The sequence below is a fragment of the Oligoflexus sp. genome, from assembly GCF_035712445.1.
Lineage (GTDB): Bacteria > Bdellovibrionota_B > Oligoflexia > Oligoflexales > Oligoflexaceae > Oligoflexus.
This window is the reverse complement of the sequence record NZ_DASTAT010000001.1, coordinates 1-26,350: the sequence shown is the minus strand read 5'-3', so window position 1 is coordinate 26,350 and position 26,350 is coordinate 1. Positions and strand designations below refer to the sequence as shown.

The following is a 26,350-nucleotide window of genomic DNA, read 5'->3' as shown; positions in this document are numbered from 1 at the left end:
CTACGGAATCTGATGATGCGGAACAGCGCAATTCCAAAGAAGCTACGCGGGATGGCATTGCATCCCTTTTCGGTTTGAAGATAAATTGAGGTGTAGATCAAGCGACAAATCAGGTGAGGTGATCCATGAACGGAATCCAGCGGGCTGTTCCTGTCAAATCTCTTCGATCGCAAGTTCCTAACACCTTGACCGTCAGTCGTCTCCTGCTTGGCCTCGGATTTCCCTGGCTGCCCGCCCAACTTTGGTTGCCCGCCTTGATCTGGGGCACGCTCTCGGAATTTCTGGATGGGTTCCTCGCGCGTCGTATGAAAGTCGTCAGCGCCTTTGGTCAGCTCATGGATCCCATCGCCGACAAAATTTTTGTGATGACGGCCGCGCTGACGTTCCTGCAGACGGGATGGATCAAGCTTCACGAGCTTTTGTTCATGGCCACTCGCGATATTTTCGTAGCGGTCTCAAGTTTAATCCTGCTCCTCCTTGGCAAGAGTTCGGCGTTTCGCGATATGGCTCCAGCCCGCCTCGGCAAGTGGGCCACAGCCTTTCAGTTCGCTGCATTGTTCGGCGTTCCTATCCTGCGGCAGAACAATACTATACTGATCTATGTGACCGGCCTTATCAGTGCCCTCGCTGCGATCGACTATGCCATACGTTTTCTACAACGCCCCTGACTCTGTTTGAATTCGTTCTGTGTTGGCCGAAATCCCACATTTGAGCTGCATTTACCCTGCATGAAAATCTGCAAGCGGCTGATTCCGGGCCTTTCCCGAATCTTGGCACCATAGTTGCGTTTTATAATATAAATCAGCGAGGGTCGGAGGTTTCCCATGGACAAGGACCAATTTGAATCTGTGAAGGTGGAACGCTCAGGGATCATTCTGCATGGGTTTTTGGAATGCCCGGCCCAGGCGCGCGGCATGGTTCTCTTCGCCCATGGCAGCGGCAGTGGCCGCATGAGTCCGCGTAATCAGCGCGTGGCCAGGTATTTGAATGAACGCGGCCTCGCTACGCTTCTGCTCGATCTTCTTACGGACGATGAAGAGGACCTGGATCATAAGACGGGCGAGCTTCGATTCAATATCGGATTTCTGGCCAGACGCTTGCTGCTGGCCACCGATTGGATCCAGCATCATCCGCTGGGACAAAACCTGGGCCTTGGTTATTTCGGTGCCAGCACGGGAGCGGCTGCAGCCCTGGTCGCGGCCGCCATTCAGCCTGAAGTGATTCAGGCTGTGGTGTCCCGTGGGGGACGGCCTGATCTGGCCGCGCCCTATCTGGAATCTGTGCGCTCGCCGACACTCTTGATCGTCGGCAGCCTGGATCATCCCGTGGTCGACATGAATCGCGAAGCCATGGAGCACATGAAAAAGGCCCCTTGCACAATGGAGATCGTCCCGGGCGCCACCCATCTCTTTGAAGAACCTGGAACGCTGGCACGCGTTGCCGAACTTTCAGCCGAATGGTTCACGCAGTACCTACATCGACGGCACGATGCTGTCAGCCATCACGTTTAAAAGGGAGGAACTGTCATGACACATCTCAAAGCACTCTGCAATCGTCATGTTGTTCATATCGATACGAATGCTTCCGTCCTGGAAGCCGCTCAGCTCATGCGTGAAAAACATGTCGGTGATGTGGTGGTCGTGGACGGCGATCGGGGCATTCTGCGGCCTATTGGAATGCTGACGGACCGGGACATTGTCACGCTGGTGGTGGGCGAGGATGTTAATGCGGAGACGGTCAAGGTCGGTGACGTGATGGCTCACAATCCGCGTGTGATACATCAGCTGGAAGACGTCTCCACGGCGATCGAATGCATGAGCGAGGCTGGGGTCCGCCGTCTGCCGATCGTGGATGAGCGAGGTAGCCTCGTCGGCATCGTCACGGCGGATGATCTGCATCAACTGCTGGCCCGCATGCAAAATCAGCTGTCATCCATCAGCAGCCAGCAGATCGTTCACGAAGTGACGGGAGCGACGCTGGTCAACCGGTTTTCCTGAATCGTCGCAAGAAAGGAGTAGGGGACATGATCTTTAAAAATCGGAGTTCAGCCGCTCAGCAGCTGGCTGTGTGTTTATCCCAGTACAAGGGAAAGAATCCTCTTATTATGGCATTGCCGCGGGGAGCCGTTCCCATGGGGCGCATCATCGCGGATGAGCTGCACGGGGAATTGGGTATAATTCTCGCCAGCAAGATCTCGCTGCCTGGCTATGAAGAATATGCGATTGGTGCGGTCAGTGAAGGGGGCTTTCTTTATAAAAATCCGGAAGTCGTTTCCTATGATATCCCCGACAAGGTCTATCAGCAGGCGCAGGCCCGGCAGCTCGCACGCATGAAGGAACGCCGGCAGGCCTGGAGGCTTGATCAGCTGAAGCAGGATGTCCAGGATCGTGTGACCATCCTCCTGGATGATGGCATCGCCACGGGTTCCACCGTGTTCGCCGCGATTCAGGATCTGCGGTCGCGCCATCCCGAGCGTTTGATTCTGGCCGCGCCCGTGGCACCTCCGGACACAGCGCGCAAGCTGGAGCGGCAGGTGGATGAGCTTATTATTCTCGATCAGCCGCCCCACTTTCATGCCGTCGCCGAATTTTATGAAAATTTTGATGAGGTCACCGATCAGGACGTATTCACGGCTCTTTGGGGGGACGACAGCAGCTCGCCGCGTACGAAGCATGAGGAACGAGCGGCTCATTCCACCCCTTGATTCAAGTTTGCTGAATTGAGCTGGCTACCTGCACTCGAACTTGTTATAGATACTTTACGTATAACGAAATCGAGAGCAGCCGTGACAATCCCGTTGTGTCCACACAATGAACCTCAGCGTCTTTTGGAACTCAAGCGTCTAAAAGCCATGGAAAATATTGTGGAGAAATCCTACGGCAACTACACGCTGCTGGCGGCCAGTATATGCGCAACTCCAGCGTCAGCAATTTCACTGATCGACAGTGATGCGCAATGGTTCCGTGCGCAGGTTGGTTTGCATCTCAAAGGCACGGCGCGTGACATTTCATTTTGCACGCATGCGATCCTGCACGATGGCGTTTACATCGTGAACAACGCGCATGAAGATCCTTTATTTCAAGGCAATCCCCTGGTCACAGGAGAGCCGCGCGTTTGCTTCTATGCGGGCGCGCCTTTGATTACCTCGCGCGGTCATAATCTGGGAACGCTCTGTGTCATGGACTACGTGCAGCGAACACTGACGCCGGAACAGATCCAGGTGCTCAAGCGCCTTTCGGATCAGATCGTGATCCAGCTCGAAGAGTCGATGAATACGGCCAACCTCAGCGCGACGCTGAGCAGGCTGCACACGTTTTTGGATCACATGGAATTCGCCGCGCTCATCGAGGATGAAGAGGGTGCGGTCCTTTATTTGAATGAAGGGTTCAAGCGCATGTTCCCCGCGGCCTTGGACCTCGAAACGGCCAAGGCCTGTGATCACCGGCAATCGTTGATCGAGGATCTGAAGGACTGTTTCAGCCAGCCCCAGGAGTTCATGGAGCTGGTCACAGATTTCATGAAGGAGAGGCGCAAGCGCAGTTGCCAGGAACTCAGGACTCGCGATGACGCGATTTTGGAACTGGATTACATTCCCACTTTGGATAACGAACTTTATCGCGGACACATCTGGCTCTTTCGTGATGTGACCGAACAGCGCCGCGTGGCCCAGGATATCGAGCAGCATAAGATCCAGGCCCTGCACGCCGAAAAACTGGCGATTTTAGGGGAAATGGCCGCCGGCCTCGCTCATGAAATCAATAATCCCTTGGCTATCATCCAGGGTCAGGCTCATCGACTGCGACTGCAGGCCCGCCGTCAAACCTTGAACGCGGAGGGCGTGGAAAGTGCGGTGCAGTGCATTGATGTCACCGTCGCACGCATTGTGAAAATCATCCAGGGCCTGCGGGCCTTCGCTCGTGATGATGGGCAGGCCGAACCCCAGATCGTGAGCGTGCAGCAGATCATTGATGACGCTTTGATGTTCTGTGAATCGCGCATCAAAAATCATGGCTTTCATTTGCGCGTCACGCCCGTTCCTTCTGATCTGCGCATGATCTGCCGGCCGATACCGATCACCCAGGTCCTGGTGCAGCTTTTGAATAATGCCTTCGACGCCTGCCGGATGCAGGAAGGCGGTCATCCTTGGATTGAAATCCAGATCAGGCACGAGGCCGACAGCATCACCCTGCGGGTCGTGGACTCCGGGCCGGGCATACCCCGCGAGCTGGCCGAAAAAATCATGCTGCCTTTTTTCACCACCAAAGAGATTGGCAAAGGCTCCGGCCTGGGTCTCAGCATCGCCAAAGGGATCGTGGAAAGCCACCGCGGAGCCTTCTTCTTCTTCGATCAAGAGGCCCCTCATACCACCTTCGTCCTCCAGCTGCCTCTGGCGCGGGCAGGGGCCTCATTCGATCGTCCACTTAACTAAGATGTTCTTAGATCGTACTCATCTTTGGGTCTCTTCTGCGTCAAATCGGTTAAAAATAGCCTTTTCGGCCCTGATCCTGCCGCTTTCATCAGCATTCCTGTCCAAAATGGATGCAAAACGCCTGGCATTCTTCTCGCAAAGGGCTTGTCTGAATTGCTCTTCATTTTATTTCGAGGATCTCTGCCCATGAAAAAGTTGCCTTTGCTCCTGAGTGTTCTGGGGTTGATGACGGCGTGTTCTGACAGCCAGCAAACCGATTCCACAGTGAAATCCATCGCAACGAATTTGAGCGATAAGGATGGGAAGCTGGCCCGCACCTTCCTTTATCTTTTGGAAGGTGACACTGTGCGTCAACGCGAGTGCCAGGTGGCTGCCCCGCAAGGCGTTCAGGACTGCGGCACGGTGCGTTCCAGCAAGAAGCTGACGGCCTTCCGCAGCGAGCTGGAAGCGGACATGACGCTCAGCCGCAATCGTGTGAACCAATCTCTTGATACCATGAAGCGCGATCGCGATACTTTGAATCAGCGCCGCACGAGCCTCAGCACGCAGATCCAGACGCTTCAGAATCAGATAGCCCAGGGCGGCGGCACTCCATCGGGTGAAAACGTGGCCGAACTGCAGGCCGCTTTGAACTTCGCGCAGGGCGAAAGGGATAAACTGCAGAAGCAGCTGCAGCAGGCCCGTGATCCGGCGCAGATCGCTCAGCTTAAGGGTATCCTGGCCGCATTCGATCAGCAGATCGCCGATCTGAAGGCGCGCATTGCAGCGGCTCAGGGCGGCGGCAACGTTTCTGAACTGAAAAAACAGCTCGCCGATGCCCAGGCTTCGTTGAATCAGGTCAATGCCGATCTGAATGCACTGAACGGAAAAATTCAGACCGCGGAAGCGCAAAAAGCTGTGATCGACGAGGAATTCCGCGTGCTGAATGCCACGCTGGAAAAACTGAAACAGCCCCTGGTCTTCGATGCCCGCGATGTTTCCTTCAACGCCTCGCAGGCGGAAAAACAACTCAGCTCACGCTTTCATAAACTCTTCCAGGCCACCGGCCCTGATTGCGCCACCCCATCCGTGAATGCCATGAAAGAATTGGCTGTGGGTGACGCCGCTGTTTATAACAGCCGCGAAGCCCAGGTCGGCGGATCCTGGCACGTCGGCGAGATCGTGAAGCAGCTTTTGGGTGGCAACCCCACACCGGCTCAGGTGGAAGCCTTCTTCCGCAATTGGGTTCAGAACTGGCAGGTGGAAACCCGTTTCTCAAGCGGTGATACGGTCAGCCCGCGTCCTGATTTCAACCTTGTTCTGACCGAATGGAAACAGGCTTCGGAAGCCCGTGGCGTGGAAGGTCTGGATCTTTCGATCGCTCCCTTCCGCCTGATCGGTATCACCAACCGTCTGGATCTCAGAAATCCCTTGGTCGTAGGTGATGCCGGTGAAGCGCGTTTGGTCTTCGCCCTCCTGGAGCGTTCCACCGATCGTCCTCAGGACGCGAGCGTCAATGCCCGTCCGTTCACCCTGATCTTCGAATATAAAATCTCGGTCGGCAGCGACAGCGACATCAGCCGCTGGGCCAAACTCTGGCATGATCTCGCGGCCCAGTCCGGTGACAGTTATGTGCGCAGCCTGGCCCAGATCACCCGCATGTTCACGCATCGGGGGCAGAACGGCTTTATCCAGGCTCGGCTCGGCCAGGCGCGGACCAACGAAATCGCCTTCGGCAATCCCTGGGAGCTGCGTGAATTCAATCTGCAGCCGGCGCTGGGTGGAACAGGCGCGCGCCTTGTCATGGTTGATGTGAAGAAGACGCCTAAGATCACGGCGAACAACAGCAGCGACCTGAATCGCTTTGTCAGCAGCCTGAGCCTTGATAGCATCATTCAGAATAATTATGAGATCCCCGCCAACCTCAAAGGCGTGAAGGCCCATGTGGCTGGAAACGCCCCGCAGTGGACTGTCGGCGGCGACGCCCAGAAAGCCCGCGCCTTCAACATCAATACCTGTAACGGCTGTCATTCGAGTGATCAAAACGTGATCGACGGTTTCTATCACATCTCGCCCTTCCAGCCTCTGGGTCAGGCGGCGATGTCGAATCACCTGAAACTTGATGATATGCCGCGCCGTGTGACCAACCTCGGTTCGTTCCTGGTGGATCCTTCGTGCCAGGCAGGGACTCCCTTTGATGCCCGTCTGTCGGCCGATGCTCCGCGCATGCTGAGCCGTCCTGTTCACTAATTTCTGTCTAAAAAACCGGGGCCTTAGGGCTTCGGTTCCTTCCGCATCCCCCGACCTCGCCCAATGTAAGTCAAGTAGACGCGATACCTGTAAGTTTTACTTAAAATCCCGGGACTCTTCTTAAGAGTATCTACTATTCCCCATGGAAGCCCTGGTGTTAGTTTGAATGTGAGGCAGGTTCCTGCCCGCATCAATCCAGACAATGCACTCAAGGGAGAAAGCCATGAATAAGGGCTTACGGCGGAGCTTTGCGCAAAGTTTTCTGAAACATCAGGACGCTCTGAAATCGTTTCTGATGAAAAGAGGCGTGAACCCGGAAGACTGTGAAGACATCATCCAGGAAACTTTTCTGCGCTGCTATCCGCTCCTTCAAAAAAATCCAGAAGGCGACTACCGGCGCCTTTTCATAACAGTGGCCCGGAATCTTCATGTGGATGCCTATCGGCGGAATAAAAGGTATGCGCGGGATTTTCAAGCGGAGTTCTTCGAGAGCATTCCTGATGCCTGCGAAGAACGCAAGGACCGCCTGCAGCGCGCCTTGATTGAAAAAATGGTGGATGCCATCCACGAACGTCCCGAATCCCGCTTCTTTAAGATGCATTATCAGAACGGTTATAAGATTCATGAGATCGCCGCCATGACCCAAACCTCGAAAGGTACGGTTTCGTCGCAAATCTATCGCTTTCGTCAGCGGGTTCAGGCGACGTTCTGCGAAGAGATCGAGGCCGCCACCGAACTTTTAGCCTAAGGTGGGAATTTATCTGGGATTGCCGTAAAATAAGGGCTGAACCAACAAAAAGGGGCGGCTTTTGAACTGGCGCAAATGGATCACTCCGGGGATCCTGATCCTCGTTTGTGGTGGTGTCCTCTACAGTCTTCGCATCCCGATCATATTTTTTCTGTTCACGCCCATCGTGGACTTCAAACCTGACGAGATCCCCGCGGCCCCCGATTATACGCATCTGAAGTCCTGGGCCATGCATCCCAAAAAAGATGCGGGAGCCGCCGCGGCCCCCGACCGCCTGCGGGTTTTTTGGATTCATCCCACCACCTTTCGCAGTCCTTTGGCGTGGAATGAAAATCCCGGCGACGCCGCATCCACCGATCGCTTCCGATGGACCAGGGAGCGCCAGGCTTCGCTCTTTCAGGACTGCTGCATGGTTTATGCGCCTCACTACCGGCAGGCGACGCTTGCGGCCTATTGGAAGACGGAAGGCGGATTTCCTGCGCGATCGGTCGCCTATTCGGATGTGAAGCGAGCCTTTGAGCAGTTTTTGGCCGAAGGCCCCGCCGAGGCTCCCTTTCTGATAGCCGCACACAGTCAAGGGGCCGAGCATGGCCTGCGTCTTCTGCAGGAAAAAATCGCCGGCAAGGACCTCCAGAGGCGGCTGGTCGCGGCCTATTTGATCGGAACCCCGATTCATAAAGAGAGTCTGAAGCAGTTCATGCCCGGGATTCCCGTCTGCTCGGCCCCGGACCAGATCGGTTGTTTGATCGGCTGGTCGACTTTCAAGGAAACGACCAGTCCTGAAAAATTTTTCAGCCGGGCTGTCTGGCCACAGGAATCAGGCTATCATAGTGTGTCCGGTGAATTTGTTTGCGTAAATCCTGTATCCTGGCGTCTGGATGGTCAGAAGACGAGCCTTGAGCAGCATCACGGCGCGCGTTTGCGAAAGAATCCAGGTCTGAAGATCACGGCCCGCTGCGAAAACAGCGTCCTGCTCGTCGATGATGTCGATGCGTGGCTCGACCTGAGCCTTGGCGGAAACTATCATCTCGATGACTACGCTCTCTTCTATTACGATATTGAACAGAACGTCCGGACGCGACGGGACGCGTTCCTTAACGCGCACAAAGGACTTTAGACTGCATGGATGATCATTCGCTGCTGACTGATGTGGCCTTATCCATTCTGGGCGCCACGGCTTTGGGCTTGCCCGCTTACCTTCTGCGCCTGCCTCTGGTCCTGGCCTATCTTGCTGCGGGTTTGATCCTGGGGCCGAGTCTGGGACTGAGCCTTGTGCAAAATCCGCAAAGCATAGCCACGCTCTCGGAAATTGGTCTCGTGCTCCTGATGTTCATCCTGGGTCTTGAGATCGATCTGCGCAAACTCATGCGCGCCGGCCGCGCGGTGATGATCAACGGCGTCAGCCAGTTCGCAGGTTGCGCTGCGCTGGCCGCCGGCATGTTCTATCTTTTGGGCTATCAGAACCGCGGTCATGATTATACGCTCACCTATCTGGCGATCGTGGGGTCCTTGTCCTCGACGCTGGTGGTCGTCAAGATACTGAGCGATCGACTCGAACTCGATCTGATGACCTCGCGCATCACGCTCGGCATCCTTGTTTTACAGGACCTTTGGGCCATCAGTTTTCTGGCTTTGCAGCCGAAGCTCAATCAATTGGCCATGGACACCATCTTTCTTTCACTGGCCAAGGCGATGTCTCTGATCGTCGCGAGCTGGCTCATGGCGCGCTATGTCCTGCCGCATATCTTTCAAAGAATAGGCAAGCAGCCCGAACTCGTCCTGGTCGCCGCCATGGGCTGGTGCTTTGGGATCAGCGGACTGGCCGGTGTCATGCAGCTGTCGCGGGAAATGGGAGCGCTGGTCGCGGGCATCAGCATCGCCTCGTTTCCTTATCACACCGACATCGCGGCCAAGATCACGAGCCTGCGGGATTTTTTCATCACGCTTTTTTTTGTGGCGCTCGGCATGCAGATCCCGAGCCCCACGGCCCACGTCCTGACACTCGCAGGCTGGTTGACCTTCTTCGTGGTCTTCAGTCGGCTGCTGACCGTGTCCCCGGTCCTCATGTTTTTAGGTTATGGATCGCGCGGCAGTCTGGTGCCGGCCATCAACCTCGGACAGATGTCGGAATTTTCCCTGGTGCTCGCCACCCTTGGAGTCAGCCTTGGGCATGTGTCGCGGGATTTTCTATCGGCCTGTATTCTGACCCTGGTCGCCAGTTTTCTTCTCTCCTCGGTCCTGATGCCGAAGGTTCATGTCATTCATAATCTTCTGAGTCCCTGGTTCGATCGCTTCCGCTTCAAGGAAGCGAAAACCCCGGATGAATCCAAGACCGAGCCCGAGCACAAGGTGCCGCGCATCATACTGCTCGGCTTTTATCGGGAGGCCAGTTCGTTTCTGGAAGAACTGACCCGCCGGCACACGCAGACTTTTCTTCAGGACCTTCTGGTCGTCGATTATAATCCCGAGACCCTGGCCAAGCTTCACGAACGCAATGTGCAGGCAGTCTATGGAGACGTCGCCCATAGTGAAACCCTACGGCACCTGCATCTGGATAAAGCGGCCATCATCATTTCCACGGTGCCGGATCATCTTTTCAAAGGCACGAGCAATTTGAAGCTTTTGCGGACGCTGCAGGAGCTGGCGCCTCAGGCCCTGCATATCGTGACGGCCGAAACCATCGACGCCGCCCGGCTGATGTATGCGCAGGGGGCGTCCTACGTATTTATCCCAAGAATCGTCGCGGCCCATTATCTGGTGGATGTGATCGAACGCATTCAATCCAATCGCCTGGATGCGATCAAGCAGGGCGCGGAGAAGTTCCTGGGCCAGTGGCAGGAAACTTTGCCATAACAGGCAGGCCCTGGATTCATGCTATGATTACGAGGCGGGTTTGAAGCTCCGGTCCCTTTCGTGTATGAATAACAGGACCGAGGCTGTTAGAATCAGCCTGTATGACACGTATCCGCTCGCACTCCCGTGATACGGAACCAAGGAGGTACATTTGAGAGCCGCTATCTTTATCGATGGGGCCTATGTGAGAACTCAGTTCAAAATGCATAAGATCGATCCTGATTATGCTGACATGGCTGACTATTTTCTAAATCCCCTGCGCTCATCTTTTCCGCTCGATCTGCTTCGTTGCTACTACTACGACTGCGCCCCTTATATGTCGCCGGAACCAACCGAAGATGAATTGAAACGCATGGAAGTTCATAAGAGCTTCGTCGAAAATCTTTTGAGTTTGGGGCGTTGGGCCATTCGTTTGGGCAAGCTGCAGAAACGTTGGGAAGGTCAGCGCGAGTACTACGAACAAAAACGCGTGGACGTTCTTTTGTCTGTGGACCTTGTGCGCCATGCCGCAGCCGGACATATTCAGCATGCCGTCCTGGTTGCCGGCGACAGTGATTTCGTGCCTGCGGTCGAAGCCGCCAAGGAACACGGCGTCACCGTTTCCCTTTGGTGTGGACACGCCAATACCGTGCACCGGGACCTGATCTCGCTGGCCGATGAGGTCTATACCTTTGAATGGGGCGACTTCCCGCGCCTCAATGAAGAAAGCAGCGCGCAGGACAATGGCCAGGGTGGACAGAAAAAATTTAAAAAACGCCGGCGCCGGGGTGGCCGTGGTCGCGGCGGACGCAGACCCGAGGGCACATCGGAAGACAATGCCACCAAGGATCCCGGCATCGAGCTGGATTCTGATGGCAAAAGCAGCTGGGGTGACCGGCTGAAGCGATTCACGGGCCTTAAATAAAAGGTCCCCTTCAAGGATTCTTGCCTTGCCTAAGTCCCGAATTTCCAAGTAACAATGTCGCAAGTGATGACAGTGTAGTCCAGGGCATCAGCCCTGGATGAACCCCGGCCTGTTCTTTCGAGGACTTTGGTCCATCGACCGGGGGACCGCTCTTTGCAACATAAGGCCGTCTGGACACTGCTGAAGGGAGAACGAGAGATGATGACCTTGGGTAAGAATTCGCTGCTTGTCACGATCACGCTGGCCTTCAGCGCGCCGCTCCTTGCAAACAGCAAAACGCTGTTCGTGAACGGTGTGAATGCCGCTGTGCATGGTGATCTGAGCGTGGATAAAGGCGAATGGCGGAACAAGGAATCCTATAGCGCCCTGCGTATCAAAACCGGCTTTCAGCTGGTGCGCGTGGGTTTTGTGGGTTTCACCGTCGGTTATCAGAAGGTCGGTTTTTATACCGCGGAAAAAAATTGGACCAAGGCGGGAGCCAGCCGCACTCAATTCGATTATCGCGGCCCTGTGGGCGAACTGCATCTCTTTCCCGATGCCATGATCAGTTTCTCGATCGCCGGCCACCAGGGCGAGGGCTACAGCTTCACCGAGGGTGATGGCGCCAGCGATTTCGGTATCAATTGCGGAACGGATGCAAGCTGCACGGCCAGCCGGATGGAACGCTCGAAACTCGTCGTGAAAGAAGTGATGGCACAGGTGAATTATATGTTCCGCCCGGGCTTTCAAATCTTTTTAGGTGCGGGCAACCGGCAGGTCACGGGAACGCCTTCCTATCAGGTATTTGAAGGCCAGGACGAATCCTATAAACGCTACGATGCCGCGAAATGGAAGCTCGATACGCAGCTTTATCTCTTCGGCATCCGCGGGACTACGCTCTAAAGCGAAGTCCGTACAACTGCCTCTCTTCGTTCGCCCTTGACCCTGTGATACGATGGACGCTTTCTGAGTCTACGCCGGAGGCGTCCTGTATGAGCTTCATCCGAGCCATTCTTTTTAGCATCTTCGTTTTTCTGCCCCTGCTCGTCATCAATGCCTTTCAGACCCTCAGCATCCTTTGGAGGCCCTTCAGTCTGAAATGGTTCCGCCGCTATAATAATTTCTGGGCCCATCACTACTGGTCTTATGTAGGCTTTATGGCCCAGACCTTCGGCGGCGTGTCGGTGAATTTCATCGGGGACCGCCTGCCTTATCATGAAAATGCGCTCGTCCTGGCCAACCATCAGAGCACTGTGGACATCGTCGTCCAGCTCATCATCGGTCGCGAGTATCGACGCCTCGGGGATATGAAATTCTTTGTGAAGGACGTTTTGAAATGGGTTCCAGGTCCCGGTTGGGGCATGGCGTTTCTGGAGTGCATCTTCATGAAACGCAACTGGGCCGAAGATCGGGCGCGTGTGGTCGCACAGCTCAGAAAATTTCAGAAAGATCGCGTTCCGGTTTGGGTGAACATCTATCCCGAAGGCACGCGCATTAAGCCGAGCAAGCTGGCCGCAGCCCAGGACTATGCGCAGAAGAGTGGGCTGCCTCTTCCCCGGCATGTGCTGATCCCGCGGGTACGCGGGTTTTTGGCAACGCTCGAAGGACTCGAAGGTCATCTGCAGGCCGTCTATGATCTGACGATAGCTTACCCCGAGACGGCGCCAACGCTCTGGGACCTTCTATCCGGCAAAGGCACGCCTGTGACAGTGGAAATCACCCGCTATCCGATCGAGGCGCTGCCGGCTGATGCCGAAGGTCGTTCGGCCTGGCTCATGAAACTTTATCAGGACAAGGATCAGCGGCTGCAGCAGCTCATGGCGCAATTACGCTCCGCTCCAGGCTTTGCCAAGCAGCGCGCTTAAATAGAAGAGATAATGCAGGACAAAGGGCGTCCAGGGGGAACGCCAGCGGAGACGCGAGGTTCCCCAGATCATAAGGCCCATGAAACTTCCGACCGTCACCTGCAGCGCAAAGCTGAGCGGATTATTGATCAGCACACCAAAGACATGGCTTAACGAAAAAACCGCCGCCGTCACCAAAAGACCCTTCCGATCACCCCAGCGTTCCCGATAAAGGTCGAGCAGAAAAAAAGTGGTCATGATCTGCTGAAACGCTATCAGGGTCAAAATCCTGGGCGGGGTTCGAAACTGCAGTTGCTCCAGGATGACAACGCTGTCCGAGGACTGCTCGCCGATGATGAAGAGCCTTTGATAATAGAGTGCGGTCACCAGCAGCCCGATCATGATCATCACGAAATCCAGGCCCGAAGGCCTCCAGCTCTGTTCCTGGGCGCGCTGCGGAAACCAGCGTTTCCAAACAAAAAGGCTGATGCCCAGAATCAAAAGATCCCGAAGGCCCAGCATGAAACTGGAAAAATAGGACCCATGCAGGGGAATGCCGAGCTGCAGAAGAAGGGCGTTAAGGGAAAAACCGAGTATCCATAGGCCGACCCAAATGGCCGATCCCTTGATAATCCGCGACTCCAGCATCATGCAACACCCCAATATGACATACATGAACTTTGAATAGAAACTATTGACCAGTTCGTGGATTATGAGTAGATGTCACCCATCGAAAAATTCGAAGCAGGAGTCCTGATGAGACCCGTGTTGCGAAAAGGGGCTGTCCCTTTATTTTTGAGTCTTTGCCTTTTTTTCCTGTGCTGGAGTCCCGGCGGAGGAGCAAGGGCGGCCGACTCTCCGCTTCGAATGGCTTCCTTCAACATACAAATCTTTGGCCAGTCCAAGATGAAGAAAGCCGCTGCCGTCTCGACCCTGCTCCGCATACTCGACCGCTATGATCTCGTCTTCATCATGGAAATCCGCGACTCTGACGACACCGCCATCTACGAACTGCTTCAGCGCCTCAATCAACAAAGCTCCAAGAATTATCAGATCATAGTCAGCGAACGTCTGGGCCGCACCGCCTCCAAGGAACAGTACGCCTATCTTTATAATCCCGATAAGGTGATGCCCGACCAGGCTTACGTCTTCAATGACAGCCGCAATAAATTCGAGCGCGAGCCCTATGTGGCTCATTTCCGCTTCGGCGCGGATGCCTTCACGATGATCGGCATTCACACCTCACCCTCGGATGTCGCGGCTGAACTCGGCGCCCTGCCGCCAGTTTACAACGAAGCCAAAGAAAGATTCGGCCATCGCAATATCTTCATAGTCGGCGATCTGAATGCCGATTGCAGTTACTACAATCCCAATCAGGGTTTCGATCTCTTTGCTGATGCCGTGACCCCTTTGCTGCCGGAAGGCACGGATACCACGGTGGCCAATACCTCGTGCACCTACGATCGCGTGCTGGCCTTTGGAACCTTGCCGCGTTCCAGCAGCAGCGCCAAAGCCTTTAACTTTCAAACGGCCTATGGTCTTTCCCTGGCCGATGCGCAGCTGGTCTCCGATCACTATCCGGTGGAATGGACCCTTGGTGATGTGCCCGCGTCCGCGGAATCACCCGTTCAGGAACCCGAGCTTCCAACTATGCCGCCCGTCAGCAGTGATGCCAAATGCGGTCTGAATCCGAGTCCAACGCCACGCGGCTACTGCTATGCGGATTTCCCCAGCGGCCGCAAGCGAGTGGCTAACGCTTGCTGTCCTCGCTGAGATACTTCTGAAAACCGCCGAGGCTTTCCGTGCGAAAGCCTTGTCCCTGATGCAGGATCATATAAACAGAAAGCTGTTTTTCCTGAGCCAGGATCTTGCGACTTTCTTCCGGCCCCAGCACCATGAGAGCTGTGTCCCAGGCATCCGCCTCCCAGGTCATGGGCGCGATCACGGTCACGGATGCCAGATCATGCTGAATCGGGCGACCGGTGCGTGGATCTATGGTGTGACTGTAACGCTTGCCGTCCTTTTCAAAATACTCCCGATAGTCACCGGCTGTGGTCAATGCAAGTCCATCAAGCTTCAGCACCGCGGCCACCTCACCGCTGTTATCGGGCGTGTCGATGCCAAGAGTCCAGGAGCTGCCGTCAAGCTTTTTCCCCTTGGTTTTAATCTCGCCGCCGATTTCCACCATATAACTCTTGATGCCGCGCTTTTCCAGAAAGCCCGCGATCTTATCCACGCTGTAGCCCTGGGCCACACCGGAAAGATCGACATGAAGATGGGGAATCAGCTTTTTCAAAGCGGGTGGTTTTTTACGGCTCAGAAGTTTCTTATAATCGACTTCCTTTTGCGCCGCTGTGATGTCGGCATCACTGGGAACCTTGTGGTCCTTGGTTTTGAAAGGGCCGAAGCCCCAGACTTTCAGCAAAGGCCCGACGGTGATGTCAAAGGCGCCCCGGGTTTTTTCGCTGACCTTGTGAGAATAATCGACAAGCGTCACGAGGTCGGGATCGACGGCAAACCAATCGTTGCCGCTCTGTTGGTTGAAGCGACTGATATCGGAGTCAGGCCGATAGTTTGAAAATATTTTATCAAAGGCCGCCAGTTCCTTTTCCACAAGTGCCTGCAGACCCGGCTGCTCCTTGCCGTTATACAGCACGCGCCAGGTGCTGCCCTGCGCCGCACCCTCAAGGATGTGCGGCTCGGTTTTTCCCTTGCTTTGGGCTGTCAGGGGCAGGAGCAAAGAGCCGACGAAAAGAGGCCAAAACCAAACACGCATGCATCCCAGCCTTTAATAAAGTTTTCTATTATCAAACTTGCTGTACAGCGACGCCACGGCATCGGTATAGCCATTGAACATCAGCGTCTTCTGCTTCGCCGAGAAAAAGCCTGTGCCCAGGACCCTTTCGGTTTTCTGCGACCAGCGTGGATGCGGAACTTCGGGATTGACGTTCGAATAGAAGGGATATTCATCAGGGGCCCTGATTTCCCACGAGGTCTTGGGCTGGGCGCTGACCAGTTCAATGGAGACGATGGATTTGATGCTTTTATAACCGTATTTCCAGGGAACGATCAAACGCAGCGGCGCTCCGTTCTGATTCGGAAGGACTTTGCCGTAGGCGCCCACGGTCAATAGCGTGAGGTCATGCATGGCCTCGTCGAGGCGCAGACCCTCCTGATAGGGCCAGTCGAGTATTTTGCTTTTCTGCGCGGGAAATTGCGCCGGATCCATCAGTGTTTTAAAGAGGACGTATTTGGCTCCGCTGGTCGGTTGTGCACGACTCAGGATCCTGTGCAAGGGAATGCCCACCCAGGGCACCACCATCGACCAGGCCTCCACGCAGCGGAAACGATAGATGCGGTCCTCAAGTTCGAAGGGTTTCAGGAAATCTTCAAGTTGATATTCAGCCGGTTTGCTGACGAGGCCATGCACCTTGATGGTCCAAGGTTTGGTTTTGAAATTACGGGAATTGGCCTTGGGATCTTCCTTGTCCATGCCAAATTCATAGAAGTTGTTGTAGGAGCTGAAATCCTCGGGTTTGGTGATGAGTTTTTTCAGGTCCTTGTCCTGATAGGCTGGATTTGGTTTGACGCCAGGAAGATCGGCATACGCGTATTTTTCGGGCGCGGCCAGGACGTCTTCCCATGGCAGGATCAGAGATCCCAGAGCGAGTGAACTGGCGGTCTGCAGGAAACGGCGCCGGTCGTGGTAGACACCTTCCGGCGTGATTTCGGATGAGCTGATATCATGACCGTTGCGACGGCGAATAAGCATGGAGAGCCTCCTTCTGCGACAGGCGTTCGCGGGCCAGCGTTTATCTTAGCGAAGTTACGCGCGCGACTTCAAGCGCTGCGTGACAAAGCCTCATCCCACTCCATTTTCTGTGAGAAGAGACTAAGCGGCAGTTCAAGGCGCAGACGGAAGGGGGCGGCCTCATCAGAGATGGTCACGTGAGGCTTTAATTCCACATGAATGCTGCCGCCGGCTTCCTGGATGTAGCTCTGGACGGCTGCCATGCCCATGCCGCGACCGCTTATCGCCGTCACAGCCCTGGCTGTGGAGATTCCGTCGGAAAATATAAGCCTGGCACAGCTCGCTGCATCCGGTTCCGTATCCAGGGGTAGAAGCCTTCGTTCCCGGCCCAGGGCCAGGAGGCGCCTTAGGTTCAGGCCACGTCCATCGTCTTCAAGCCACAGGCAGACATGATGGGGCTGCACCTCGCCGGTCAGAATCAGATGGCCGGTCGTGTCCTTGCCGCGCCGCGTGCGCTCATCCGGTGCTTCGATCCCATGATCCAGAGCATTGCGCAAAAGATGCACAAAGGTATTGCGCAGAACTTCCTCGGCCTCCAGTCGGACCAGGATATGCGGAATCTGAAAGACCACCTGTGGGATGGGTTTATCCAGATCCTTGGCGAGACTTCGGACATCGACGAAGATTTCTTCCATCAAAACAGGGAGCGGCATATAGAGGGCATCCTGCAGCGCCGTATAAAGATTGCGAAGTCCAGGCCTCAGCTCATGACCCACGGCGGCCGTGTGCAGCTCCTGAAAGCCTTCATTGAGAACAGGAATCGGCAGCGCCGCCGTGGTGCCCTCGCCGAGCTTTCGTCCCAGTTTCTCGACGGCGATTTTTTCATATTCCAGAAGAACGCTGTCGATCGTATTCATATCGTCCAGCATGCCCGGCACATTCCAGGTCGCCTGCCCTTGACGCGCCAGCTGCGTGTAGGACGTTTCAAGATCGTGAAAGATGTCGGCCAGCTTTTTGAAACGCAGCGTCCGGGCCGATCCCTTCATCGTATGCATATTCATGAAAATGACTTTGACCACTTCGGGATCGCAGACATGCGGATCCGCTCGTTCCAGAAGCTGGCGGTTCTGCAGATTGAAGCTCTTGCAGCTGCGCAGAAAGCGTTGGAAGACCTCATCTTTCACGGAAATGATTTCACCGATCGTCTGCAGCTCCTCCGCTCGTTCCCGCGCGGCGCTGGCGAGGTGCCTGACTTCGGTGACGTCGGTCAGAGCCACCAGGATCTTACTGATCGTGCCGCTCTCATCCACGATGGGATTCCAGACGGCTTCAAACTGCTGGACATCGGTATTCTTGGCGATCCGCGTGAAGGAGCGGGGCAGCTTCTGTTCATTGAAATCAAAGGCGACCGCGGGCTCACCAACCATGGCGCTCATGGCCTGCTGCAGCTGATCCTGTTCATCCAGCGAAAGGCTGGAGCCCGCGAAGAGCAGCGGCAAAGCGGGCCGGCCGGCGAGCTGCTCTTCTTCCAGGATATCTTCGATGCGCAGGGAATAATCGCGGTGAATGAGAGCGTCCTCGCCTTCGATGGCAAAGATCGCGATCGGCGTGTGCTCCATGATGGAACGGATTTCGCGGGTCTGTTCTTCCACGCGCGATTCCAGGGTTTCATTCAGTTCAAGGATCTGCTCGTTCTGAACCTTCAGGTCATCGGCGAGTTTCCGCACCCGGGCCTCGGAGGTCTCGGCACGGGTGAAAGCCCGCGAAAAGCGAACGGAAAGCAGATAGGACTGACCGAAGATGAAGAGGAAAAGACCCACGGCCGCCAGCGGGATGGTATTCAAAAAACCGCGGATCATGAGCATGTCATTGATCGAACCTGTGACGAGCATCACGCAGGCCCCGAGGAAGGTCCAGGCTCCAGGACGTTTGTTGCGGGTGGCGCGCACGACCACGTAGATGAGATAGATGTTTCCGCAGAGCGCAAGAATCTGATAGATCTGCGTGGACCAAATGAAGGTGCGGACCTCCGTGGAGCCGATAAAGATCAGAAAGCAGGCGCAGGTCGTGATCACGATGCGATTGACCAGCGGTGTGAATTCATCCGGGAACAGGGCCTCGGTGAAAAGCCCGAAGCAGGGAATCGAGATCATCCAGCTGTAGTTATAGAGCAGGATCAGATCACGAAAGGCCACATCACCGAAGCTGGTGAGAAGGACGGCGCGCGTTCCGGCCGTCATGTGCGCGCCGATCATCAGGCAGAAAAGACCGAAGTAAAGCGTGGACGGATCCTGCCTCCGCAGCAGGAAAAGCGTCATGTGATAGAAGGCCATGATGAAGATGGATCCGAGTATGAAGGAGTCGACGATCACTTTCCTATCGCGCGCTTTCAAAATCCCTTCCTGGCTGCCCATGGTGATGAGGTCCACGTGCCCGCCCAGGAAAAGATCGAAGTTGCTCATCTGAAGGACCAGCTCGATTTCCCCGTTGCGCGGCGTCAGATGCGTGATCCAGGGGGCGACGTTGCCGGGTTTTGAGCTGTCGGCATCGCGCCCGATCTGTCCGCTTTTATGAATCAGCTTGCCGTTCGCATAGGCTTCCACCGTGGTCCAGATCCAGGTCCACTGGATGCTGAAGACTTCAATTTTGGGCAGGAGTATCCGCAGGCGTACCGAGCCATAGCCGTGATTGGGGAACTTGCCTTTCAGATTCCATGCGCCGGGGAAGTCTATGAACGTGCGGCTTTCGAGAGGCGCGCCGTCGGTCTGAATAAATTTCTGCCAGTAAAATTCCGTCGGACCCTGCACCATGAAGGTCGGCGTGCGAACCGGATCCCAGTTCCTGAGATCCAGCACTCCGTCCTGGATGAAATAAGTCGGAACATCAGCGCGGGCTGGTGTGGCCATTCCAGTTAGAAACAATATGATGAGCCAAAGAAATCGCATGTATGCCCTTGGAAAAATATCTCTGCAGATCCGCCTTCGGCCTTCCTGGGCCAAAGCTCAGTTAAGTTATCTTTCTTTCCCAAAAATCATGGGAAATCCTGGGCAGTGTCGGGCCTCTCGACAGCGTGAAGCGCAAGCGGGGCCGTCGGCGATGCGGTTTATCCGTGTCTTTCCAAGGGGGTAAAAGTGCTGCAAATGTCTGAAAAATATGGCCAATTTCTTGCATTAGTTTCACTCATGAAGAATTGAGGGGTCCCGGTATGCGCCTTTGCGTATCCATACCTTTATGCGCGACCCTCCTCCTGAACGCCTGCCACCCGATCGTTGTCCGGGTCGGCCAGCGCACGCAGGGTATGGAGGCGGAGACTCAACTTCCTTCCGCGGCCAGCATCGACATGGAACAGATCAAAAGCTGGAACACCATCGAAGACTTCCTTCAGCACCTCGATGACATCAAAAAACTGGGACGTGATGCTCTTCTGAAACGCTATCATCAGGATGGCCGTCAGGATCTGCGGCAGGTCTTTCGGCGTTTTCGTGAAGCTGTAAGCGATGAGGCCGCGCGCGAAGGTGCCAGGCCTTTGCCTTATCTCAGTGAACTCGAAGCGGGCGCCTGCGTGCCTTTAAAGACTCAGGACATTTTTGGATTGGATGCGTATGGGGATCTGAAGGCCCTCCTGGAAACCACCTTTTTAAGCCGCATCCAGCCGAGCGCGACCCTGCCCGAACCGGGAGTGCCGGGAGGGATGGACACGATCACCAAGCTTGGATTTTTTGAACTCGGTATTGCGATGGATGGTGATGCGTTTTATGAAGAAACGCCGCTGGAGACGCGCCAGGGCGCGGACATACGCTGGAAGGTGATCCATGAGCAGGGCGAACCGGAAGAATGGTCGGATCAGGACGCGCGCGGCGTGCAGTTCCGCTTTCTACGCAGGGAAGTCGGCCTTGGCACGAACTTCACGCTCAGTGCCCGAGTTGGTCTTGATGTTTATGAAAAGAAGGCTGCTGACGCCTTGCCAGCGCTCTGGATCGACTTTGAAAAGACGCTGACGGACGAAGGTGCCAGCACGCAGATCATACTGATGCAAACCGGATGGCAGACCGCGGAAGGACGCTGGCAGGAGCTGCGGCTCAGTCGTCGTCTTGTGATAGCCCAGGACCTGGCGCAAGGGCATATCCTGCATGTGACGGTGAGCGAGAATTGGCAAAAGCCGGACGTCTTTTCAAAAAAATTCCGCATGGATCTGGAAGCGCGCCGGCTCTGTTCGGAATTGGGTGACCTATGAGCGTGAGGTCTTGCATCCTGATCTTTCTCCTTGTGATGCCCGCGCTTCACGCGGCCGAGGACGAGCCGAAGCCATGGAGTCTGGAGCTGCCGCTGGGCTTTCCCGAAGGTCTGGGTGCGGTTGCGAATTATCACAGCAGTCCTTATTTTTCCCTGAATCTTTTCTATCATTGGTCCACGCCGCTTCGTATCAAAACCCAGGTGAAAAGCCGCAAGTTGGTCGACCGCGATGGCTTTCTGATTCGCAGTCCGACGCTGGATCTGCCTTTTCATGTGGACCTTGGGCCTCATCGCGGCATGGGAGCGAGCTATCGGCCCTTTGGTTCGGCATTCTATCTGATGCTGGCTTTTGAGTGGCGCGAGGTCACGATCAAAAGCGCCGTACAAAGTCATCTTGAAATCCTGGATTCGCAGAATCGTATGATGACCAATACACTTTTTCAGGCTACGGCCGAAACTCATACCGCGCAGAGTCTTCTGCGCCCGAGTGTGGGTTACCGCTGGGACATCGGTGAAACGCATTGCTTCTTCTCGCTCTATTCCGGCTGGTCGCGGCCTCTCGTAGCGCGTTCCACGGTCCGAACCGAGGTGCGCGTTCGCAATCCTGAAGCCAGTCATCCCGCTGAGGTGGATGCGCGTAATCTGGAGGAGGCCGAGAACGAGCAGGCGCGCATCATGGAGCAGAAGCTGGTTCAGGAGCTGAAAAAATTTGAGAAGCAGTCCCTGCCGGTTTTTGGGATCAGCCTTGGGAAATTTCTTTAAACATGAGTACTTTGCACGCGTTGACAAGCGAGCCCGCGCCCCGGAGTATAAAAGAGTCTGGCTCTCCCTTCGGTAATCGGGAGTTGCATGGATAAAGCGCAAAAATAGTCGAAGCTTGTCGTCCTTTCGGGCGGCAGGCTATTTCATTCTGCTGCCAGGTAAGAATTGACGCTTTTTTACCAGTCTTCCTCACTTAGGACGGACCCTTCAGTCCATGCGGGTCTGATCCGAAAAGAAGGGCCAGAGGAGGAGGGAGCCGATGTCGGAAATTTGTCCTGAAGTGGGTACGACAGCCAAGATCCTGGATATTAAGGGTTCCACGGTTTGCTGCATATTCATCGACAAGGATGGACGGCCGGATCTTTATGGAGGCATGACCTGGCTGAAACGTGATGACATCGTTACCACCCGCAATCTGCGCGTGGGCGATCTGCTCACGGTCACCTTCGATGCGCAGCACAACGCTCATGGTCAGGTGATCTATAAGCCCGTTTTCTGCGAACTCTGATCAATCCTGCCAGGAAAAATCCAAAACCAAGGGAAGATGATCACTGCCCGCACGCAAGCGGGCAAAATCCTCGCGCACTGACACCACAGCGACTTGATCGGAGCGTCCGAAGGCGGAGCCGCGCTGCAGTCCTGCCTGACGACCGGGTTCGGTCAAAGCGCTCAATAGCGGCGTCAGATCCGAATCCGGATCATAGAGTCCATGAATCCGGCGATCGGGATTGGCGAAGACCACCGTCAGCTGATGAATCTTCAGCTCGCGCGACACCAGGATATAATCGAGTTCGGTGGGCAGCCTGTTGTAATCCCAGCCATCGGCAAAGAAGGTGATGGTCGGATCGAGGCGCGGCAAATCCCCCAATATATCGAGCGGAATGCGGGCGACCTGGGGATGGATGCGCGGATCATTCAGAAGATTCAAAAGCACGGGACCACCCGGACAGTGAACATCCCGGAGCGGGCAATTGAAATCACCAAGTGCGATGAAGGCCTGATCCTTTGGGAGTGGTTCAATGCCGATGGCGCTCATATGAGGCTTTGGTTCCCCGACCAGAAACCAGCGCAGAAATTCGAGCTGTGCCTTGTTTCGGATCGCATTGGGACTCTTATCCTGACCGAACCTGAAGGCGGGAACGGTGTGCAGGCAGATCACAGCCAGCGATCTTCCCTTCAGTGTCAGCCAATGAACGGTGAAACTTTTATCGAAGAGTTCGATTTCATCCGGGCTGACTCCACCGAGGTTGAAGATGCCAAGGTCCATCGAAGGATCCCATTCCTTCCAACGGAGCTTTTGGATTTCGAGGGTTTTTTCCAGGGGAAAACGGCTGGCAAAACCTGTCGCGTACTGGCCTGGAAACCAGCCGAAGTTACTGCGATCGGGAATTTTTCGCGCCGGGTCGCTGCGAAGACCTGTGTTGCTGGGAGAAAGACGATAGTGGGACAGGTACTGAGCTGGATCGCAGCGTTTTAAAAAATCGCCGAGGTTATCGCGCGCCGGATCACAATGAACTTCATTGATGGAAAAAAGATCCGCTCCGAGGCCGCGGATGATGGCGGCGGCCGCTTCCACCTGAAGGTGCTCGGGCATGCTGAGCTTCAGGCTGTCGAGTTCCTTGATGTTCCAATGCAAAAAACGCAGCGCGTCAGACGGCGGTGGGTTTACGCTCATAAACGGTGAAGGTGAAGGGCGTGGCGCCATCTATCGTCTCCTGGCTTTTGACAAGAAAGCGGTTCGGATCGATTTCAGGGTACCAGGTATCGCCCGGAACATCCAGAGGCACCTGACTCATATAGATGTGATCCACGATCGGCAGCGACTGGGTATAGATCTGGCCGCCGCCGATGATAAAGGCTTCGTTCCCCCAGGGTCCTTCCAGCGCATGCGCAAGGTCCAAGGCCTCTTCGAGGCTGGAGGCGTGGCGAATCTCGGCCGGCAGATTGAGATTCTGCTGGGACACCACAATATTCAGGCGCTGGGGCAGGGGACGGCCTATGGATTCAAAAGTCTTGCGTCCCATAATCACGACGTGACCTGTGGTGATTTTTTTGAAAAGTTTCAGGTCCTCGGGCAGATGCCAGGGCATCTTACCCTCGTGTCCGATCACGCGATTTTTCGAGCAGGCCACGACATGGGAAAATTTCATATAGCCACCGGAGCTTTGATCGCCGGATAGGGATCGTAGTTTTGCAAAGTGAAATCTTCGAAGCGGAATTGGAAGAGATCACGAACGGCTGGGTTGATCAGCATCGTCGGCAAAGGCCGTGGGCTGCGGCTGAGCTGTAGCTGGGCCTGTTCCACGTGATTGTTATAGAGATGCACATCCCCGAAGCTGTGAACGAAGTCACCCGGCTTCAGATCCAGCACCTGCGCCATCATCATGGTGAGCAGTGCATAGCTGGCGATATTGAAGGGCACGCCGAGGAAAACGTCGGCGCTGCGCTGATAGAGTTGGCAGGAAAGCTTCCCTTCGGACACATAGAACTGAAAAAACGCGTGGCAGGGAGGCAAGGCCATGTGATCGACTTCACCGGGATTATAGGCCACCACGAGGTGACGCCGCGAATAGGGATCGCGGCGGAGATTATCCAGCACCTGGCTGATCTGATCAATGGTGCGGCCATCGGGCGCTTGCCATGACCGCCACTGAGCGCCATAGACCCGGCCCAGGTCGCCCTGTTCATCGGCCCATTCATTCCAGATGGAAACACCGTTTTCGCGCAGGTAATTCACGTTGGTGTCGCCGCTCAGAAACCAGAGGAGTTCGTGGACGACCGATTTCAGATGCACTTTTTTGGTGGTGAGCAGAGGGAAACCCTGACTCAAATCACAGCGCAGTTGATAACCAAAGATGCTGCGGGTTCCAGTCCCAGTTCGATCGGGGCGCGTGACGCCTTTTTCCAGCACGGTTTTTAAAAGGTCATGATAGGCTTGCATGCAGCTCTTTCCATCAGCAGTGTCCGGGTCCATCGACCACTATAAACACTCACCGCGGTCAGAGCAACGACCTTCAAAAATTGAGGTCAATACGGCCTTCCCCTGCGTCGAGAGTGGCTGCCGGCCGCTGACTGGCTACGCTGTCAGGTCGCAGAAGTCTTTGCAGGAGGTCGAGTAGTACGCTCGACTGATCGCCGCTGCCGTTGGCCGGCGTCCGGAGAGGATGAATGGCCTGCCACAGTCCCCAGACAATAGCCGTCAAACGTGCAGGAGGCAGATCATTGCGCAGAACGCCGAGCTGCTGACCCTGGGCAATCCACTGCTGCAGCCAGCCATCGACGGCCAAAGCCGTGGCGCGGGCCGGATGTTCGTCCTGCTGTTCGCCGCCGACGAGGAAGTTCAATACGAACTGACTGATGCCGGGTTTTTGCTGGAGGGTTTGTTCCAGACCTTCGATCAGTTCCTGGGTTGTCTGCCAGTAATGCTGCTTCTGCCGCGGCAGTTGGCGGGTCAAAGGCAGGAGTCGGTTAAACTCCCGGATAGTCGCTTTATAGAGCGTCGTGAAGAGATCCTCTTTCGACGTGAAGTAGTAATACATCGTGCCCTTGGCCATCTGACTGGCTTTGATGATTCTATTGAAAGACGCATCCTGATAGCGATGCCGGGCAAACTCTTCCAGCGCAACGGACATTATCAGCGCAATTCGTGCGGTATCGAGCTTCTCGATGCGCTCACTTGGCATATCATGACTCCCTGGGGTTTTTGACATCTTATCACGCCAGCTTGAAGTTTTCCCAGAGCAGCTGTCAGGTCCCAGGCATTAACTTATTGACAAAAATCTCCAATCTTTTAATTTGGGTGCTCTTCGATCCTCTGAAGTGGACTCGTAGTTTAATGGATAGAATAACGGATTCCGATGCCTTTTAGACGCATCACTTCTATCCACAAAACCCACGAGTTAGGCCATTTCTGGATAGAACGGATCGAGGCGATTGGATAGAAGTGTATCCACTTCTCCAGCATGCGGGCTCATAGTTTAATGGATAGAATTGAGGATTCCGATTCCTTAGATGCAGGTTCGATTCCTGCTGAGCCCGCCATAACCCCGCCACACCTTTCCCCCGGAAACACTTGCCCAGCTCCCTATGCTAGAGTTAGGCATGGCAACAGTATACTTCCGCAAACTTAAGCCCTCAGGCGCTCACAAGTCTTTCCGTTTCCAAAAACAAGAAGACGGTGGCAAGTGGACGACAGTTCATTCTCCCGAAATAGACGCCTTAAATGCTGAATTGAAGAAGGGTAAAACCCTTTCCCAACTTGACATTGAAGCCAGGGCTGAAGCCATTCTCGCCTCCCTTTACAGAGAGCGAGACAAAGAAGAAGGTATTGACCTTTATCTTCCTGGCAACCTCAAACTCTTCGAAGACTGGTGGAAGAAAACCTATCCACTGAAAAAGCAAAAACAATACTCACCCAGCTACCTCCCCAGTGAACGCTACTACATGAAGCGCGCCCTGAAAGCCGCTGGCAATGTGCGGCTCTCCCCGAATCGTAGTGGGTCCGACCCTGAATCTCTCTACCGGCACATATTTAAAACCCTGAGTCGATAATTTTTGAAACGCCTATATCCGTAAGCGCTTCTCTGGCAAAGCTTTGCCTTTCTGTTGAAGCCTTCAA

General features: G+C 55.1%; 26 protein-coding genes and 1 tRNA gene. 18 read left to right on the top strand and 9 right to left on the bottom strand.

Annotated features, from left to right (window positions below):
• Positions 1 to 125: 125 nt before the first annotated feature.
• From VFO10_RS00135 to VFO10_RS00080, 12 genes are all read left to right on the top strand, one after another.
• Positions 126 to 668, top strand: a complete 543-nt coding sequence (locus VFO10_RS00135; RefSeq protein ID WP_325136625.1) for a CDP-alcohol phosphatidyltransferase family protein — start codon at positions 126 to 128, stop codon at positions 666 to 668.
• Between the two features lie 156 nt (positions 669 to 824).
• Positions 825 to 1,511, top strand: coding sequence for a dienelactone hydrolase family protein (locus tag VFO10_RS00130; protein ID WP_325136624.1), 687 nt, complete (start codon positions 825 to 827; stop codon positions 1,509 to 1,511).
• Positions 1,512 to 1,526: 15 nt separating this feature from the next.
• Positions 1,527 to 1,997 (top strand): CBS domain-containing protein, encoded by a 471-nt coding sequence (locus VFO10_RS00125; RefSeq protein ID WP_325136623.1) that lies wholly within the window; start codon positions 1,527 to 1,529, stop codon positions 1,995 to 1,997.
• Between the two features lie 26 nt (positions 1,998 to 2,023).
• On the top strand, positions 2,024 to 2,704 hold the full coding sequence (locus VFO10_RS00120; protein WP_325136622.1) for a phosphoribosyltransferase: 681 nt from the start codon (positions 2,024 to 2,026) through the stop codon (positions 2,702 to 2,704).
• 81 nt (positions 2,705 to 2,785) lie between these two features.
• Positions 2,786 to 4,429 carry an ATP-binding protein gene (locus VFO10_RS00115; protein WP_325136621.1) on the top strand — a complete coding sequence of 548 codons (1,644 nt, stop codon included), beginning with the start codon at positions 2,786 to 2,788 and terminating at the stop codon, positions 4,427 to 4,429.
• Between the two features lie 186 nt (positions 4,430 to 4,615).
• Positions 4,616 to 6,658, top strand: a complete 2,043-nt coding sequence (locus VFO10_RS00110) for a hypothetical protein (RefSeq protein ID WP_325136620.1) — start codon at positions 4,616 to 4,618, stop codon at positions 6,656 to 6,658.
• 223 nt (positions 6,659 to 6,881) lie between these two features.
• Positions 6,882 to 7,406, top strand: a complete 525-nt coding sequence (locus VFO10_RS00105; protein ID WP_325136619.1) for a sigma-70 family RNA polymerase sigma factor — start codon at positions 6,882 to 6,884, stop codon at positions 7,404 to 7,406.
• A 61-nt stretch (positions 7,407 to 7,467) separates the two neighbouring features.
• On the top strand, positions 7,468 to 8,523 hold the full coding sequence (locus VFO10_RS00100; RefSeq protein WP_325136618.1) for a DUF3089 domain-containing protein: 1,056 nt from the start codon (positions 7,468 to 7,470) through the stop codon (positions 8,521 to 8,523).
• Between the two features lie 5 nt (positions 8,524 to 8,528).
• Positions 8,529 to 10,259, top strand: coding sequence for a cation:proton antiporter (locus VFO10_RS00095; RefSeq protein WP_325136617.1), 1,731 nt, complete (start codon positions 8,529 to 8,531; stop codon positions 10,257 to 10,259).
• A gap of 151 nt (positions 10,260 to 10,410) precedes the next feature.
• Complete coding sequence (locus tag VFO10_RS00090) at positions 10,411 to 11,163, top strand: NYN domain-containing protein (RefSeq protein WP_325136616.1); 753 nt, start codon at positions 10,411 to 10,413, stop codon at positions 11,161 to 11,163.
• A gap of 198 nt (positions 11,164 to 11,361) precedes the next feature.
• Positions 11,362 to 12,045 carry a hypothetical protein gene (locus VFO10_RS00085; RefSeq protein ID WP_325136615.1) on the top strand — a complete coding sequence of 228 codons (684 nt, stop codon included), beginning with the start codon at positions 11,362 to 11,364 and terminating at the stop codon, positions 12,043 to 12,045.
• Between the two features lie 89 nt (positions 12,046 to 12,134).
• A complete protein-coding gene (locus VFO10_RS00080) occupies positions 12,135 to 13,007 on the top strand; it encodes a lysophospholipid acyltransferase family protein (protein WP_325136614.1) in 873 nt (290 codons plus the stop codon).
• Here the strand turns inward: VFO10_RS00080 and VFO10_RS00075 are convergent.
• A complete protein-coding gene (locus VFO10_RS00075; protein WP_325136613.1) occupies positions 12,969 to 13,637 on the bottom strand; it encodes a type II CAAX prenyl endopeptidase Rce1 family protein in 669 nt (222 codons plus the stop codon). The two genes, VFO10_RS00080 and VFO10_RS00075, sit on opposite strands and share 39 nt — an antisense overlap.
• Before the next feature lie 69 nt (positions 13,638 to 13,706).
• On the opposite strand from VFO10_RS00075, the gene VFO10_RS00070 reads away from it, so the two are divergent.
• Positions 13,707 to 14,759, top strand: a complete 1,053-nt coding sequence (locus VFO10_RS00070) for an endonuclease/exonuclease/phosphatase family protein (protein WP_325136612.1) — start codon at positions 13,707 to 13,709, stop codon at positions 14,757 to 14,759.
• Here the strand turns inward: VFO10_RS00070 and VFO10_RS00065 are convergent.
• The 3 genes from VFO10_RS00065 to VFO10_RS00055 all read right to left on the bottom strand — a co-directional run bounded on the left by VFO10_RS00065 (position 14,737) and on the right by VFO10_RS00055 (position 19,682).
• Complete coding sequence (locus VFO10_RS00065; protein WP_325136611.1) at positions 14,737 to 15,762, bottom strand: FAD:protein FMN transferase; 1,026 nt, start codon at positions 15,760 to 15,762, stop codon at positions 14,737 to 14,739. The two genes, VFO10_RS00070 and VFO10_RS00065, sit on opposite strands and share 23 nt — an antisense overlap.
• 12 nt (positions 15,763 to 15,774) lie before the next feature.
• Complete coding sequence (msrP, locus tag VFO10_RS00060; RefSeq protein ID WP_325136610.1) at positions 15,775 to 16,758, bottom strand: protein-methionine-sulfoxide reductase catalytic subunit MsrP; 984 nt, start codon at positions 16,756 to 16,758, stop codon at positions 15,775 to 15,777.
• 68 nt (positions 16,759 to 16,826) lie between these two features.
• Positions 16,827 to 19,682 carry a 7TM diverse intracellular signaling domain-containing protein gene (locus VFO10_RS00055; protein WP_325136609.1) on the bottom strand — a complete coding sequence of 952 codons (2,856 nt, stop codon included), beginning with the start codon at positions 19,680 to 19,682 and terminating at the stop codon, positions 16,827 to 16,829.
• Between the two features lie 260 nt (positions 19,683 to 19,942).
• Between VFO10_RS00055 and VFO10_RS00050 the strand changes: the two genes are divergently transcribed.
• The 3 genes from VFO10_RS00050 to VFO10_RS00040 all read left to right on the top strand — a co-directional run bounded on the left by VFO10_RS00050 (position 19,943) and on the right by VFO10_RS00040 (position 22,240).
• Positions 19,943 to 20,971, top strand: coding sequence for a hypothetical protein (locus VFO10_RS00050; protein ID WP_325136608.1), 1,029 nt, complete (start codon positions 19,943 to 19,945; stop codon positions 20,969 to 20,971).
• Entirely contained in the window at positions 20,968 to 21,732 is a 765-nt protein-coding gene (locus tag VFO10_RS00045) for a hypothetical protein (protein WP_325136607.1), read from the top strand. The genes VFO10_RS00050 and VFO10_RS00045 overlap by 4 nt, the downstream gene beginning before the upstream one ends.
• A gap of 259 nt (positions 21,733 to 21,991) precedes the next feature.
• Positions 21,992 to 22,240, top strand: a complete 249-nt coding sequence (locus tag VFO10_RS00040; protein ID WP_325136606.1) for a hypothetical protein — start codon at positions 21,992 to 21,994, stop codon at positions 22,238 to 22,240.
• Here the strand turns inward: VFO10_RS00040 and VFO10_RS00035 are convergent, their stop codons facing one another.
• The 4 genes from VFO10_RS00035 to VFO10_RS00020 all read right to left on the bottom strand — a co-directional run bounded on the left by VFO10_RS00035 (position 22,241) and on the right by VFO10_RS00020 (position 25,415).
• Positions 22,241 to 23,437, bottom strand: a complete 1,197-nt coding sequence (locus VFO10_RS00035) for an endonuclease/exonuclease/phosphatase family protein (RefSeq protein WP_325136605.1) — start codon at positions 23,435 to 23,437, stop codon at positions 22,241 to 22,243. It lies immediately after the preceding gene.
• Positions 23,382 to 23,882: a dihydrofolate reductase gene (locus VFO10_RS00030; protein WP_325136604.1), complete on the bottom strand. Its 501-nt coding sequence runs from the start codon at positions 23,880 to 23,882 to the stop codon at positions 23,382 to 23,384. Before VFO10_RS00030 ends, VFO10_RS00035 begins: the two co-directional genes overlap by 56 nt.
• Positions 23,879 to 24,673, bottom strand: coding sequence for a thymidylate synthase (locus VFO10_RS00025; protein ID WP_325136603.1), 795 nt, complete (start codon positions 24,671 to 24,673; stop codon positions 23,879 to 23,881). The genes VFO10_RS00030 and VFO10_RS00025 overlap by 4 nt, the downstream gene beginning before the upstream one ends.
• A gap of 73 nt (positions 24,674 to 24,746) precedes the next feature.
• On the bottom strand, positions 24,747 to 25,415 hold the full coding sequence (locus VFO10_RS00020) for a TetR/AcrR family transcriptional regulator (protein WP_325136602.1): 669 nt from the start codon (positions 25,413 to 25,415) through the stop codon (positions 24,747 to 24,749).
• A 283-nt stretch (positions 25,416 to 25,698) separates the two neighbouring features.
• Between VFO10_RS00020 and VFO10_RS00015 the strand changes: the two genes are divergently transcribed.
• Together VFO10_RS00015 and VFO10_RS00010 are read left to right on the top strand one after the other, a co-directional pair.
• A tRNA-Arg gene (locus tag VFO10_RS00015) sits at positions 25,699 to 25,773 on the top strand.
• Positions 25,774 to 25,833: 60 nt separating this feature from the next.
• Positions 25,834 to 26,283, top strand: a complete 450-nt coding sequence (locus VFO10_RS00010) for a hypothetical protein (protein WP_325136601.1) — start codon at positions 25,834 to 25,836, stop codon at positions 26,281 to 26,283.
• Here the strand turns inward: VFO10_RS00010 and VFO10_RS00005 are convergent.
• Positions 26,250 to 26,350, bottom strand: a 101-nt coding sequence (locus VFO10_RS00005; RefSeq protein WP_325136626.1) for a transposase, incomplete at its 5' end; no start/stop codon positions are given. The two genes, VFO10_RS00010 and VFO10_RS00005, sit on opposite strands and share 34 nt — an antisense overlap.

Bases quoted from the DNA above. Each gene is read 5' to 3' on its own strand.
- VFO10_RS00135 (WP_325136625.1), top strand. From the start codon at position 126: ATGAACGGAATCCAGCGGGCTGTTCCTGTCAAATCTCTTCGATCGCAA.
- VFO10_RS00130 (WP_325136624.1), top strand. From the start codon at position 825: ATGGACAAGGACCAATTTGAATCTGTGAAGGTGGAACGCTCAGGGATC.
- VFO10_RS00125 (WP_325136623.1), top strand. From the start codon at position 1,527: ATGACACATCTCAAAGCACTCTGCAATCGTCATGTTGTTCATATCGAT.
- VFO10_RS00120 (WP_325136622.1), top strand. From the start codon at position 2,024: ATGATCTTTAAAAATCGGAGTTCAGCCGCTCAGCAGCTGGCTGTGTGT.
- VFO10_RS00110 (WP_325136620.1), top strand. From the start codon at position 4,616: ATGAAAAAGTTGCCTTTGCTCCTGAGTGTTCTGGGGTTGATGACGGCG.
- VFO10_RS00105 (WP_325136619.1), top strand. From the start codon at position 6,882: ATGAATAAGGGCTTACGGCGGAGCTTTGCGCAAAGTTTTCTGAAACAT.
- VFO10_RS00095 (WP_325136617.1), top strand. From the start codon at position 8,529: ATGGATGATCATTCGCTGCTGACTGATGTGGCCTTATCCATTCTGGGC.
- VFO10_RS00085 (WP_325136615.1), top strand. From the start codon at position 11,362: ATGATGACCTTGGGTAAGAATTCGCTGCTTGTCACGATCACGCTGGCC.
- VFO10_RS00080 (WP_325136614.1), top strand. From the start codon at position 12,135: ATGAGCTTCATCCGAGCCATTCTTTTTAGCATCTTCGTTTTTCTGCCC.
- VFO10_RS00075 (WP_325136613.1), bottom strand. From the start codon at position 13,637: ATGATGCTGGAGTCGCGGATTATCAAGGGATCGGCCATTTGGGTCGGC.
- VFO10_RS00070 (WP_325136612.1), top strand. From the start codon at position 13,707: ATGTCACCCATCGAAAAATTCGAAGCAGGAGTCCTGATGAGACCCGTG.
- VFO10_RS00065 (WP_325136611.1), bottom strand. From the start codon at position 15,762: ATGCGTGTTTGGTTTTGGCCTCTTTTCGTCGGCTCTTTGCTCCTGCCC.
- msrP (WP_325136610.1), bottom strand. From the start codon at position 16,758: ATGCTTATTCGCCGTCGCAACGGTCATGATATCAGCTCATCCGAAATC.
- VFO10_RS00055 (WP_325136609.1), bottom strand. From the start codon at position 19,682: ATGCGATTTCTTTGGCTCATCATATTGTTTCTAACTGGAATGGCCACA.
- VFO10_RS00050 (WP_325136608.1), top strand. From the start codon at position 19,943: ATGCGCCTTTGCGTATCCATACCTTTATGCGCGACCCTCCTCCTGAAC.
- VFO10_RS00045 (WP_325136607.1), top strand. From the start codon at position 20,968: ATGAGCGTGAGGTCTTGCATCCTGATCTTTCTCCTTGTGATGCCCGCG.
- VFO10_RS00040 (WP_325136606.1), top strand. From the start codon at position 21,992: ATGTCGGAAATTTGTCCTGAAGTGGGTACGACAGCCAAGATCCTGGAT.
- VFO10_RS00035 (WP_325136605.1), bottom strand. From the start codon at position 23,437: ATGGCGCCACGCCCTTCACCTTCACCGTTTATGAGCGTAAACCCACCG.
- VFO10_RS00030 (WP_325136604.1), bottom strand. From the start codon at position 23,882: ATGAAATTTTCCCATGTCGTGGCCTGCTCGAAAAATCGCGTGATCGGA.
- VFO10_RS00025 (WP_325136603.1), bottom strand. From the start codon at position 24,673: ATGCAAGCCTATCATGACCTTTTAAAAACCGTGCTGGAAAAAGGCGTC.
- VFO10_RS00020 (WP_325136602.1), bottom strand. From the start codon at position 25,415: ATGCCAAGTGAGCGCATCGAGAAGCTCGATACCGCACGAATTGCGCTG.
- VFO10_RS00010 (WP_325136601.1), top strand. From the start codon at position 25,834: ATGGCAACAGTATACTTCCGCAAACTTAAGCCCTCAGGCGCTCACAAG.